Genomic DNA, 11,651 nt, shown 5'->3' with positions numbered 1-11,651 from the left:
GCTCGGGTGAGCATGCGTGGTGGGTGGCAGGCGTTCCTCGCGTGCGCGGCCGTGCTCGCCTGTGCGGCTTGCGCCGGTGGCGACGCGCGTGTCCCTCTCGATCCCACTCCGCACGCGGCGCCCACCATGGCCGACGACTGCAACGACCTGCCCGCGATCGACGGCGACCCGGGGATCCTCCTCGGCACCGACTGGTCGGGAGAGCGGCATGCCTACGGCGACACGGTCGTGGTCTACGGATGCTTCGCGCCGACGCTGGGCGGCACCGTGTCGCTGGTGGCCGCCGGCACCGGGATGACGGTCGTCCCGGACATGGCGACCGTCGACGAGGCAGGCACGGGCGTGACCCCGTTCGCGGTGACGGTGGCGCGCGGCGCGACCGGCGAGCTCCGTATCCGCTGGGACGGGCGCGGCGGCGGCGCGGGCGACCTCTCGGGGCCCACCGTCATCGCTGACGGCGACGGCTGGAGGTTCACGTCCTACGCGGCTCAGGACGAGCCATCACGCGCGTCCTGACGCTACTCGGCGCCCGCCACCGCCCGCGCGACGGCCGCCGCGGTCGACGGATCGGTGAGGACCTCGTGACGGCGGGCGCGGTCGTCCATCACGGTGACCAGGAGCCCGTCCTCGACCTCTCGGGTCGCCACCACCTCGCGGACCGCGCAGGTCCGGTCGACCCCGAGGCGGTACAGGAGGGTGACGCCGGGCGCGCCGATCACGAGCGTCCACACGGCGATCGAGCCGGCGCTCCCGCCGTCGAGCAGCATGTTCGCGATCACCATCAGCGCCCACCACGCGATGAGCAGGAGAGCGACGATTCGCGCCCACCGCACGTGTGTCCACATGAGTCGAGGGCCATCGGGGGTGCGTGCGAGCGTCCACATGCGGACGACCCTAGCGGGCCCCTAGCAGGAGGAACAGGGGCACCGGCGCACCCGGTCGACCCCGCGCATCGTCCCCGCACAAGTGGAAGGCCCGCCCCGCGCGATGCGGGACGGGCCTCCGGATGAGCGCTACGACTCAGCAGTCGTAGTAGAGCTCGAACTCGTGCGGGTGCGGACGGAAGCGCAGCGGGTCGATCTCCTGCGTGCGCTTGAGGTCGATCCACATCTCGATGAGGTCCTCGGTGAACACGCCGCCCTCGGTGAGGAAGCCGTGGTCCGCCTCGAGGGCGTCGAGCACCTCGGGGAGCGAGGCCGGGACCTGAGCGATCTGGGCGTGCTCCTCCGGGGGAAGCTCGTAGAGGTCCTTGTCGACCGGGGCCGGGGGCTCGATGCGGTTCTTGATGCCGTCGAGGCCGGCCATCAGGAGGGCAGCGAACGCGAGGTACGGGTTCGACGACGGGTCCGGCGCGCGGAACTCGATGCGCTTGGCCTTCGGGTTCGAGCCGGTGATCGGGATACGCACCGCGGCGGAGCGGTTGCGGGCCGAGTACACCAGGTTGACCGGGGCCTCGTAGCCCGGCACGAGGCGGTGGTACGAGTTGACGGTCGGGTTGGTGAACGCGAGCAGCGACGGGGCGTGCTTGAGGATGCCGCCGATGTACCAGCGGGCGATGTCCGAGAGGCCGCCGTAGCCGGACTCGTCGTAGAACAGCGGCTCGCCGTTCTTCCAGATCGACTGGTGGACGTGCATGCCCGAGCCGTTGTCGCCGAAGAGCGGCTTCGGCATGAAGGTCACGGTCTTGCCTGCGCGCCACGCGACGTTCTTGATGACGTACTTGAACTTCTGGATGTCGTCACCGGCGTGGAGCAGGGTGTTGAAGCGGTAGTTGATCTCCTGCTGGCCGGCGGTGCCCACCTCGTGGTGCGCGCGCTCGAGGTGAAGGCCGACCTCCTCGAGGACCTTGCACATCTCGTCGCGGAGGTCCGCGAACTGGTCGCCGGGGGAGACGGGGAAGTAGCCGCCCTTGTAGCGCGTCTTGTAGCCGCGGTTCGGGGTGCCGTCCGCCTCGGTCTCGACGCCGGTGTTCCACCACGCCTCGGACGAGTCGATGTGGTAGTAGCCCTCGTGCTGGTTCGTGTCGAAGCGAACCGAGTCGAAGATGAAGAACTCGGCCTCGGGCGCGAAGAACGCGGTGTCGCCGATGCCGGTGGACTTCAGGTACTCGACGGCCTTCGCCGCGATGTTGCGGGGGTCGCGCGAGTACGGCTCGTTCGTGAACGGGTCCACGATCGAGAAGTTGATGACCAGCGTCTTCGCCTTGCGGAACGGGTCGACGAACGCGGTCGCGACGTCCGGCAGCAGCTTCATGTCGGACTCGTTGATCGCCTGGAAGCCGCGGATCGACGAACCGTCGAACATCGCACCCTCGGTGAACACGTCCTCGGTGAACTGCGACGCGGGGATGTTGAAGTGCTGCATCTGGCCGGGCAGGTCGCAGAAGCGGATGTCGACGAACTCGACGCCCTCGTTCTTCACATACTCGATCGCCTCGTTGGCGTCTTTGAACATCCGGTACTCCTTCATGAAGTGCTCGGTCTGACAGTGGCACCTCACACCCTAGGGGCGGTCCGTTGCCTGCACATACACAGAATGTTTCCGGAGTGTTACAAGTGGCACCTGCGGAGTGGTGGTACCGGGCGCGAGGGACGATGCGCCGGGCGGGTCGGGCGCGCGCCTCGCCGTTAGGCTGTCCCGGTGACCGAGCAGACCACGCCCTCCGCCCTCGTCCCGCGTCGCCTGGTCGGCATCGGCATCGACTGGATCCTGTGCCTGCTGATCTCCTCGGCGTTCTTCCCGGATCCGTCCTACCCCGTCGACGGCGTCACCGTGATCGAGCGCGCGTTCCTCGCCGGGTCGACCTTCGCGACCCTCGCGGTGTGGGCCGTCCAGCACCTGGTGCTGGTCGCGACGCTCGGCTCGACCATCGGCCACCGCGTGCTCGGCTTGCGGGTCGTCCGTGAGGACGGCGCCCGCGCGGTCGGCTTCGGCAAGGCCGCGATCCGCACGGCACTCCTCGCGCTCGTGATCCCGGCCGTGGTGTGGGGACCCGACGGCCGCGGCCTGCACGACCGCCTCGCCGGCACCCGCATCGTCGCCATCGGGGCCGCCGCATGATGGCGCTCGAGGTCGGGGGCGTGCTGCTCGACATGGACGGCACGCTCATCGACTCGACCGCGACCGTCGACGTGGTCTGGGGCGACTTCGCGCGCGAGGCCGGGTTCGACGTCGCCGAGGTCCTCGCGCACGTCCACGGCGTGCCCGCGCGTGCGACCCTGCGCCGCTTCCTCGGCGATACCTCCGACATCGAGCCGTGGTTCGCGCGGATCAGCGCGTGGGAGAACGAGCGCTTCGACGCCGACGTCGAGATCCCCGGCGCCGTCGCGGCCGTGCACGGACTACCGGCCGGCCGCTGGGCGGTCGTGACGTCCGCTGTCCGGACCGCGGCGCTGCGCCGCCTCGAGCGGCTGGGCTTCCCGCCGATCGACGCGCTGGTCGCCGCGGAGGACGTCGCGCACGGCAAGCCGGATCCCGAGCCCTTCCGGCGCGGCGCCGCGGCGCTGGGGGTCGCGCCGGAGGACTGCCTGGTGCTCGAGGACTCCGACGCGGGCGTGCGTTCCGGCCTCGCCGCAGGGTGCCGCGTGATCGTGGTGGGCGGGCTCGCGACGCCCGCGACGGCGGGGCTCGCGCGGATCCCCGACCTCACCGCGGTGCGGTTCGGGGCGGGGGAGCGCGGCGTCACCGTCGAGCTCGGCTGAGCCACCGACAACCTGCCACCCCTGGCGAGCAGCGATCGCCGAGAAGCGACAACCCCCTACCCATTCGCGGGGGCGCGAGGGGAGGGGGTTGTCGGGAAGCGGAGCGGCTCAGCGGCCGCGCATGCCCTTGCGGTCGGGACGCGCGCGCACCGGGTCGATGCCCTTGGGCATCGGGGGCTTCGCGCCGCCGATCGCCTTGAGGCGCGCCTCGACGGTGGGGCGGTCGTTCTTCTTGAGCGCCTTGGGGAGCTTGCGGATCGCCTTGTTGAGGCCAGCGATGGGGACCTCGCCCTGGCCGCGGCCCACGTAGATCACGGTGACGGGCACACCCGGCACGAGCTTCTCGAGGCGCTTCTTGGTCGCGTCCGCGGGCTTGCGCACCGCGGCGCCGCCCTCGGCGAGCAGCGCGATGCCGCCCTTGCCCACGCCCTGGAACACGACCGCCTTGCCGCGGCCGTCCATGTTGACGGGCTCGTCGGCGAAGGTCCAGCCGGTGCGGATGGACTGCGCGACCGCGACCGAGGCGCCCAGCTGGCCCTCCATGCGCGCGAACGCGTTCCTCTCGAACCGGCGCGTGAGGAAGTACATGGCGCCGAGCGCACCGCCGAGCACGCCGAAGATCGCCATGTAGATGATCGCGGCGGTGTTGCCGATGAGCAGGCCGATCAGCACCGCGATCGCGACGATCCCGACGAAGATGCCGATGATGCCGGGGAGCAGGTACTTGTCGTGCGGAGCGGTCACCTTGTACGCCTGGAGGACCAGGTGGTACCAGCGCTGCTTCTTGGGCTTCGGTGCGTCGTTCTTAGCCATGATGCGCACAGTCTAGTCGCAGGTCAGGACGCCCTCGGGACCCCTGGTCCCGGTGACGTCAGGCGAGCTCGGGGCGCGCCTTGAGCAGCGCGGAGGCCTCCTGGCGCGACTCGGTGGCCTCGCCGAGGTGGGCGAGCGCGGCGGGGATCTCGCGACCCTTGCTCCGCATCGCCTGGCCCCACAGGCGGCCGGCGCGGTACGACGAGCGCACGAGCGGGCCCGACATGACGCCGAGGAAGCCGATCTCCTCGGCGATGTCGGACAGCTCCACGAACTCGGCGGGCTTGACCCAGCGGTCGACGGGGTGGTGGCGCGGGGAGGGGCGCAGGTACTGCGTGATGGTGATGAGGTCGCAGCCCGCGGCGTGGAGGTCGCGCAGCGCCTCGACGGCCTCGTCGAAGGTCTCGCCCATGCCGAGGATGAGGTTCGACTTGGTCACCAGCCCCGCGTCCTGCGCGGCGGTGAGCACCGACAGCGACCGCTCGTAGCGGAAGCCCGGACGGATGCGCTTGAACACGCGCGGCACCGTCTCGAGGTTGTGCGCGAGCACCTCGGGGCGCGACGAGAACACCTCCGCGAGCTGGTCGGGCTCGGCGTTGAAGTCGGGGATGAGCAGCTCGACGCCGGTGCCCGGCATGAGCGCGTGGATCTGGCGCACGGTCTCGGCGTAGAGCCACGCGCCGCCGTCCTCGAGGTCGTCGCGCGCGACGCCCGTGATGGTCGAGTACTTGAGGCCCATCTGGCGCACCGACTCGGCCACGCGGCGCGGCTCGTCGGCGTCGAACGCGGCCGGCTTGCCGGTGTCGATCTGGCAGAAGTCGCAGCGGCGCGTGCACTGGTCGCCGCCGATGAGGAACGTCGCCTCGCGGTCCTCCCAGCACTCGAAGATGTTGGGGCAGCCCGCCTCCTCGCAGACCGTGTGCAGGCCGCCGGCCTTCACGAGGCCCTTGAGGTCGTTGTACTCGGGACCCATGGTCGCCTTGGTGCGGATCCACTCGGGCTTGCGCTCGATGGGGACGGCGGCGTTGCGGGCCTCGACGCGCAGCATCTTGCGGCCTTCGGGGGCGATGGTCACACGGGCTCCTTCGTGGGGAGGACTGACGATGCGCCGGTAGGCGCCAGCGCCCACCTTACGTCGGCGAGCGCCTCCTCCAGGAATCGCAGGGTCGGCTCGACGGCCTCCGCCACGGGCACCTCGCGCCCGAGCTCGGCCGACAGCGACGTCACGTCCGCGTCGGAGATGCCGCACGGGACGATGCGGTCGTACCAGCCGAGGTCCGGGGTGCAGTTGAGCGCGAAGCCGTGCATCGTCACGCCCTTGGCCACGCGCACGCCGATCGCGCAGATCTTCCGCTCGCGCCGCGCATCGTCCGCGGGGAGCCAGACGCCCGAGCGGCCCTCGACGCGCATCGTCTCCACGCCGAAGGACGCGCACGCGTCCATGACCGCCTGCTCGAGCTGCCGCACGTACCGGACCACGTCGACGGGCTCGGCGAGGCGCACGATCGGGTAGCCGACGAGCTGGCCGGGGCCGTGCCACGTGATGCGGCCGCCGCGGTCGACATCCACCACGGCGGTGCCGTCGACGGGGCGGTCCCAGGCGGCGGTGCGGCGGCCCGCGGTGTACACGGGCTCGTGCTCGACCAGGATCACGGTGTCCTCGGCCGCGCCCGCGGCGACTGCCGCGTGGACCTCGCGCTGGAGCGCCCAGGCCTCCTCGTAGGGGACGAGGCGCGTGCCGAGGTCGAGGGGGACGATGCGCATCACAGGATGGTAACTCTCGTCGCCGACGGGAATAGTTCGCCGACCTTACGACATCATTACCAGCGTGAAGATGCGAACCTGGGCCCGTCCCCTGCTCATCGTCCTCGTCATCGCGGTGTGGCTGTCCGTCGGCGGCGCCGGCGGACAGACGTTCGGCAAGCTCTCCGACGTGCAGGAGAACGACGCCGCAGCGTTCCTGCCGTCGAGCGCCGAGTCGACCGAGGCCGCCGCCGCGCACGCGAAGTTCGCGCCGACGGACTCGATCCCCGCGATCCTCGCCGTCGAGGGCACGCCCGCGGACCTGCCGACCGTGCAGGCGTTCGTCGACGCGGTGCTGAAGGCGCCGCTCGAGGGCGACCCCGAGGGTCGCACCGTCGGCGACGTCACCCTCAAGGGCCCCCAGGGCGAGGGCCCGACCGCGGTCGCGTCGCAGGACGGCAAGGCGATCGTCGCGACCTTCTCCGTCGACGCGACGGTGTTCGCCGAGGCCGTGGGTGACAGCTCGGTGGGTCAGCTGTACGTCGACGCCCTGCGCCACGGCTGGGCCGAGGCCGGCACGGGCCTCACCGGCTACGTCACCGGGCCCGCGGGCCTCACCGCCGACCTCGTGGAGGCCTTCGGAGGCATCGACGGGATCCTGCTTCTCGTCGCGCTCGGCGTCGTCCTGGTCATCCTGCTGATCGTCTACCGCAGCCCGGTGCTGCCGTTCCTCGTGCTCGCGACGTCGATGCTCGCGCTCACCGGCGCGATCATCGCGGTCTACGCCCTCGCCTCGTCCGACGTCATCACCCTCAACGGGCAGAGCCAGGGCATCATGTTCATCCTCGTGGTGGGCGCGACCACGGACTACTCGCTGCTGCTGGTCGCCCGCTACCGCGAGGAGCTGCTCCGCACCGAGTCGCCGTACCAAGCCCTCGCGCACGCGTGGCGGCGCTCGCTCGAGCCCATCGCGGCGTCGGCCGGCACGGTCATCGCGGGACTGCTGGTGCTGCTGCTGAGCGACCTCAAGTCCAACGCCGCGCTCGGCCCGGCCGGCGCGATCGGCATCGCCGCATCGTTCCTCGCGGCGCTCACGCTGCTGCCCGCGCTGCTGCTCATCGGCGGCAGGCACGCGCGCGGCGTGTTCTGGCCGGCCATGCCGCGGTACCGCGGCGAGGGGGCCGACGAGGCGCACGAGACCGTCGAGGAGGTCGAGGCGCGCGCCGGCCTGTGGGGCCGCGTCTCGCGCCAGGTCGCCTCGCGCCCGCGCGTCGTGTGGGCCGCGGCGGCGATCGGGCTCGTGGTGCTCGCCGCGTTCGTGCCGACGTTCAAGGTCGGCGGCCTGGGCGACCGCGACATCTTCACCAAGTCGACCGAGTCCGTCACGGGCTTCCAGTTCCTCGAGAAGCACGTCGACGCCGGCGCGACCTCACCCATCCGGGTGATCGCCGCGGAGTCCGAGGCGGACGCCGTGCTGTCCGCGGTCCAGGGGGTGGACGGCGTCGCGCAGGCGTACGTGCTCACCCCGTCCGTGGCGGCGGGCGCGCCCGTGGGCGCCGTGCCCGGCGAGCAGCCGGTCGTGGTGGACGGACGCGTCGAGATCGACGCCATCACGCAGGTCGCGGCGTCCTCGGCCGAGGCGCAGACGATCGTCACCGACGTCCGCGCCGCCGTGCACGCGATCGACCCGCAGGCGCTCGTGGGCGGTGCGGCGGCCGAGTCGCTCGACACGCGCCTCACCACCGACCGCGACCTCAAGGTGATCCTCCCGACCATCCTCGCGGTGATCCTCGTGGTGCTCGTGCTGCTCCTGCGGGCCCTCGCGGCGCCGGTGCTCATCATCGTCGCGAACGTGCTGAGCTTCGCGGCGACCATCGGGCTGTCGGCGATCGTGTTCAACCACGTGCTCGACTACCCGGGCACCGACCCGTCCGTGCCGCTGCTCGGCTTCGTGTTCCTCGTGGCTCTCGGCGTCGACTACTCGATCTTCCTCATGTCGCGGGCGCGCGAGGAGTCGCTGCGTCACGGCGCGCGCGAGGGGATCCGGCGCGCGCTGGCCGTGACGGGCGGGGTCATCACGTCGGCGGGCATCGTGCTCGCGGCGACGTTCGCGGCGCTCGGCGTGATCCCGCTGATCTTCCTCGCGCAGATCGCCTTCATCGTGGCGGCGGGCGTGCTCATCGACACCTTCGTCGTGCGCTCGCTCCTGGTCCCCGGCCTCATCGGGGACCTGGGCCGGCGTGCATGGTGGGCGTCGCGGCGCATCTCCGACTGAATCGACCCTGTGGAGAACTGATCGGGGCGCCGCTCGCGATGCGACGGTGGAGGGGTGCGGACCATCACGCCCCTCCGGCTCGACCGGGTCACCCGGACGGTCGGGCACGGCGACGCGGACGAGCGGGCCGCGCGCGCCCGGCTCGCGGCCCTGAGCGCCGTCGAGCACCCGGGCGTGTGCGTCCCGCTCGACGTGGCGCGTGAGCACGATGCGGTGGTGGCGTGCGCGCCCCGCGTCGCCGGGGTGACGCTCGCCGAGGCGGGGCGCTGCGCGTCGCTCGGGGAGTGGGTGTGGCTCGTCGCGGGCATCGCCGACGCCCTGGCCGCGCTCCACGTGCGCGGGCTCGCGCACGGCGACGTCGCCCCCGGCAACGTGATCGTGGGGGCGCGCCCGGTGCTGGTCGACCTTGTCGGCCCGGCCCTCGGGCGCGAGCGCGGGACGCCGGGCTTCGCGGCGCCCGAGCGGGCCGGCGGGGGTCCGCCCACGCCCGCGGACGACGTCCACGCCCTCGGCGCCCTCGCGCTCGCCGCGGCCGCGCCCGCGTGGCGCACCGAGGCGGAGGCGTGGATGCTGCCGCTGCTCGACCCTGACCCCGACGCGCGGCCTTCGGCCGCCGCCGTCGCGCACGGCATCGCGCGCTGCGCCGCGCCCGTGCGCTGGCGACCCGAGGCGCCGACCGACGGGGCGGCGCCCGTCTCGGCGGACGCGCGCACCGAGACCGACCCGCGCGCCTGGGCCTGGCGGCTCCGGCGCCGCCCCGGCCGGCTCGCGGCAGCCGTCCTCGCGTTCGGGGCGGCAGCGGCGTGGCTGCTGTGGGCGCCCCTGCCCGACGCGGGCCGGGAGCCGGTGAGCGCGCAGGCCGCGCCCGCCTCCGCATCGTCCCTGCCCGATCCCGCGGATGCCGCGCGGGCGCTCACGGAGCGCCGCGTGGACGCCGTGGCACGGGGCGACGGCGAGGCGCTCGTCGCGATGACGGTGCCCGGCTCGGAGGCGTGGGTGACCGCGTCGCGGCAGGCCCGTCAGCTCGCGGGAGGCGAGGCGCTCGAGGACCTCGCCGTCGAGGTCACGGGCGCGAGCACGCGGGCGCGGGACGGGACGCGTGCCACGGTCGAGGTGACCTACCGGCTCTCGGCGCGGGTGCTCGTGTCCCCGGACGGGACGCGCACCGAGGTGGCGGGGGAGTCGCAGCGGGTGGTGCTCGACCTCGCGTGGTCCGGCGAGGCCTGGCGGGTCGCGGGCGTCAGCGGCGCGACATGACCCAGCGGGCGGCGTCCTCGACGGTGGGGTGGTTCCAGGTGAACCCGAGGCGGGTGAGCACGCCGGGGGTGGCGTGCTGCGACGTGAGGAGGTCCTCGACAGCGCGGCCGATCGCCGCGTCGAGCACGAACCGGGGCACGTGGAATCCCGGACGCTTGCCGGCGGCCTCCGAGAATGCCCGCATGAGGGCGCCGTCGCGTGCCGGGTGGGGCGCGATGCACAGCGCGACGCCGGAGTGGTCGGAGTCGATGAGGAAGCGCAGCGCCCGGATGTGGTCCTCGAGCGTGATCCACGAGTGCCACGTGTCGGGGTCGCCCAGGGCGCCGAGCAGGCCGCGTGAGGTGAGGGGCAGCAGGCGCTCGGCGAAGCCGCCGTGAGCGGCGAGCACCAGGCCGGTGCGCGCGGTCACCACGCGCACGCCCGCGTCGCGGACGGGCTGCGCGGCGGCCTCCCAGTCGAGCACGATGCTCGACAGCAGGGTGTGGCCGGCGGGGGACCGCTCGTTGAGCCGCTCCTCGCCGCGGTCGCCGAAGAAACCCATCGCCGAGCCCTGCAGGAGCATGCCGCGAAAGCCGGCGCCCGCATCGTCCCCCAGGATCGCCCGCGCGATGGTCCGGGTGGAGTCGACGCGCGACCGGCGGACCTCCTGGGCGTAGGAGTCGGTCAGGCGCTTGTCGCCGATCGACGCGCCGGCGAGGTTGACCACCACGTCCGCGGAACGGACGAGGTCCGCGTCGATACGCCCGGTGGCCGGGTCCCACCGCGACTCGTGCTCGCCGGTGGGGGAACGCCGCACGAGGGCGACCACGTCGTGGCCGCCCCCGTGCAGGTCGTTCTTGAGCGCCGTGCCGATCAGCCCCGAGGAGCCTGCGATGACGACGCGCATGTGGAGTTGTCCCTGTCGCTTAGAGGCCGAGCTCGGACTCGAACTCGCCGGCCTCGATGATGCGCTTGACGGTCTGCAGGAAGCGGGCCGCGTCCGCGCCGTCCACGATCCGGTGGTCGTAGGACAGCGGGAGATAGCACATCGGGCGCACCGAGATGACGTCCTCGCCGTCGGGGCCCTTGACCACGACAGGCTTCTTGACGATCGCGCAGGTCGCGAGGATGCCGACCTGGGGCGAGGGGACGATCGGGGTGTCGAACAGCGTCCCGCCCGAGCCCGTGTTGGTGACCGAGAAGGTGCCGCCCGAGATCTCGTCCGAGCTGAGGCCGCCGTTGCGGGCCTTGCCGGCGAGGTCGACGATGCCCTTGGCGTGGTCGACGATCGTCTTCGCGTCCGCGTCCTTGAGCGTCGGCAGCATGAGGCCCTTGGGGGTGTCCACCGCGAGCGACAGGTTGACCGACGGGTGGTAGACGATGCTGTCGCCCACGACCGATGCGTTGAGGAACGCGTGCTCCTGGAGCGCGATCGACACCGCGCGGGTGAAGAACGGCAGGAACGTGAGGTTCACGCCGTGCTTCTCGGAGAACGCGTTCTTGTTCTTGGCGCGCAGCGCGAAGATCTTGGTGCAGTCCACCTCGACCACGGAGGTGAGCTGCGCCATGCCGTGCAGCGACTCCATCATCTTGTCGGACGTGATCTTGCGGATGCGGGTCATCTTGACCGTGGTGCCGCGCAGCTCGGAGACCTCGACCTGGTTCGCCGGCACCGCGGGGGCGGCAGCGGCGGCAGGCGCGGCGGGAGCGGCCGCGGGGACGGTGGCCGCCGCGAGGACGTCCTCCTTGCGGATGCGTCCGCCGACGCCGGTGCCCGTGAGCGAGCCGAGGTCCACGCCCTTGTCGGCCGCGAGCTTGCGGACGATCGGCGTGACGTAGCCCGAGCCCGACGACGCGATCACGGCGGGAGCCGGGGCGGCGGG

The 11,651-nt window shown here is 72.4% G+C and carries 12 protein-coding genes; 5 read left to right on the top strand and 7 right to left on the bottom strand.

Annotation, left to right across the window (positions count from 1 at the left end; all coding sequences use genetic code 11):
- Window positions 1-126: 126 nt before the first annotated feature.
- Window positions 127-516, top strand: a complete 390-nt coding sequence (locus AOM04_RS06655; protein ID WP_062464008.1) for a hypothetical protein — start codon at window positions 127-129, stop codon at window positions 514-516.
- Between the two features lie 2 nt (window positions 517-518).
- On the opposite strand, the gene AOM04_RS06650 is transcribed toward AOM04_RS06655, so the two are convergent.
- A complete protein-coding gene (locus tag AOM04_RS06650; protein WP_062464007.1) occupies window positions 519-884 on the bottom strand; it encodes a hypothetical protein in 366 nt (121 codons plus the stop codon).
- Window positions 885-1,020: 136 nt separating this feature from the next.
- Window positions 1,021-2,454 carry a type I glutamate--ammonia ligase gene (gene glnA / locus AOM04_RS06645; protein ID WP_062464428.1) on the bottom strand — a complete coding sequence of 478 codons (1,434 nt, stop codon included), beginning with the start codon at window positions 2,452-2,454 and terminating at the stop codon, window positions 1,021-1,023.
- Window positions 2,455-2,640: 186 nt separating this feature from the next.
- Between glnA and AOM04_RS06640 the strand changes: the two genes are divergently transcribed.
- A complete protein-coding gene (locus AOM04_RS06640) occupies window positions 2,641-3,060 on the top strand; it encodes an RDD family protein (protein WP_062464006.1) in 420 nt (139 codons plus the stop codon).
- Complete coding sequence (locus AOM04_RS06635) at window positions 3,057-3,701, top strand: HAD-IA family hydrolase (protein WP_228373655.1); 645 nt, start codon at window positions 3,057-3,059, stop codon at window positions 3,699-3,701. Before AOM04_RS06640 ends, AOM04_RS06635 begins: the two co-directional genes overlap by 4 nt.
- A gap of 108 nt (window positions 3,702-3,809) precedes the next feature.
- On the opposite strand, the gene AOM04_RS06630 is transcribed toward AOM04_RS06635, so the two are convergent.
- The 3 genes from AOM04_RS06630 to lipB are packed head-to-tail and all read right to left on the bottom strand — an operon-like array spanning window position 3,810 to window position 6,278.
- Window positions 3,810-4,514 (bottom strand): DUF4191 domain-containing protein, encoded by a 705-nt coding sequence (locus AOM04_RS06630; protein WP_062464004.1) that lies wholly within the window; start codon window positions 4,512-4,514, stop codon window positions 3,810-3,812.
- A gap of 58 nt (window positions 4,515-4,572) precedes the next feature.
- Complete coding sequence (gene lipA, locus AOM04_RS06625) at window positions 4,573-5,589, bottom strand: lipoyl synthase (protein ID WP_062464003.1); 1,017 nt, start codon at window positions 5,587-5,589, stop codon at window positions 4,573-4,575.
- Window positions 5,586-6,278 carry a lipoyl(octanoyl) transferase LipB gene (lipB, locus tag AOM04_RS06620; protein WP_062464002.1) on the bottom strand — a complete coding sequence of 231 codons (693 nt, stop codon included), beginning with the start codon at window positions 6,276-6,278 and terminating at the stop codon, window positions 5,586-5,588. The genes lipA and lipB overlap by 4 nt, the downstream gene beginning before the upstream one ends.
- Window positions 6,279-6,348: 70 nt before the next feature.
- Here lipB and AOM04_RS06615 point away from each other — a divergent pair, with 70 nt between their 5' ends.
- Window positions 6,349-8,532, top strand: coding sequence for an MMPL family transporter (locus tag AOM04_RS06615; RefSeq protein WP_082104524.1), 2,184 nt, complete (start codon window positions 6,349-6,351; stop codon window positions 8,530-8,532).
- Window positions 8,533-8,586: 54 nt separating this feature from the next.
- Complete coding sequence (locus AOM04_RS06610) at window positions 8,587-9,789, top strand: serine/threonine-protein kinase (protein WP_062464000.1); 1,203 nt, start codon at window positions 8,587-8,589, stop codon at window positions 9,787-9,789.
- On the opposite strand, the gene AOM04_RS06605 is transcribed toward AOM04_RS06610, so the two are convergent.
- Both AOM04_RS06605 and AOM04_RS06600 read right to left on the bottom strand, forming a co-directional pair.
- Window positions 9,773-10,675 (bottom strand): TIGR01777 family oxidoreductase, encoded by a 903-nt coding sequence (locus AOM04_RS06605; RefSeq protein ID WP_062463999.1) that lies wholly within the window; start codon window positions 10,673-10,675, stop codon window positions 9,773-9,775. The two genes, AOM04_RS06610 and AOM04_RS06605, sit on opposite strands and share 17 nt — an antisense overlap.
- A 19-nt stretch (window positions 10,676-10,694) precedes the next feature.
- Window positions 10,695-11,651 (bottom strand): 2-oxo acid dehydrogenase subunit E2 (locus AOM04_RS06600; RefSeq protein ID WP_174447664.1); only part of this gene is annotated, 957 nt, incomplete at its 5' end.

The organism is Demequina soli (genome assembly GCF_000971195.1).
GTDB classification, from domain to species: domain Bacteria; phylum Actinomycetota; class Actinomycetes; order Actinomycetales; family Demequinaceae; genus Demequina; species Demequina soli.
This window is presented reverse-complemented; position numbering and strand designations above follow the sequence as displayed.

Bases quoted from the DNA above. Each gene is read 5' to 3' on its own strand.
- AOM04_RS06635 (WP_228373655.1), top strand. From the start codon at position 3,057: ATGATGGCGCTCGAGGTCGGGGGCGTGCTGCTCGACATGGACGGCACG.
- AOM04_RS06650 (WP_062464007.1), bottom strand. From the start codon at position 884: ATGTGGACGCTCGCACGCACCCCCGATGGCCCTCGACTCATGTGGACA.
- glnA (WP_062464428.1), bottom strand. From the start codon at position 2,454: ATGTTCAAAGACGCCAACGAGGCGATCGAGTATGTGAAGAACGAGGGC.
- AOM04_RS06615 (WP_082104524.1), top strand. From the start codon at position 6,349: ATGCGAACCTGGGCCCGTCCCCTGCTCATCGTCCTCGTCATCGCGGTG.
- AOM04_RS06630 (WP_062464004.1), bottom strand. From the start codon at position 4,514: ATGGCTAAGAACGACGCACCGAAGCCCAAGAAGCAGCGCTGGTACCAC.
- lipB (WP_062464002.1), bottom strand. From the start codon at position 6,278: ATGCGCATCGTCCCCCTCGACCTCGGCACGCGCCTCGTCCCCTACGAG.
- AOM04_RS06605 (WP_062463999.1), bottom strand. From the start codon at position 10,675: ATGCGCGTCGTCATCGCAGGCTCCTCGGGGCTGATCGGCACGGCGCTC.
- AOM04_RS06655 (WP_062464008.1), top strand. From the start codon at position 127: ATGGCCGACGACTGCAACGACCTGCCCGCGATCGACGGCGACCCGGGG.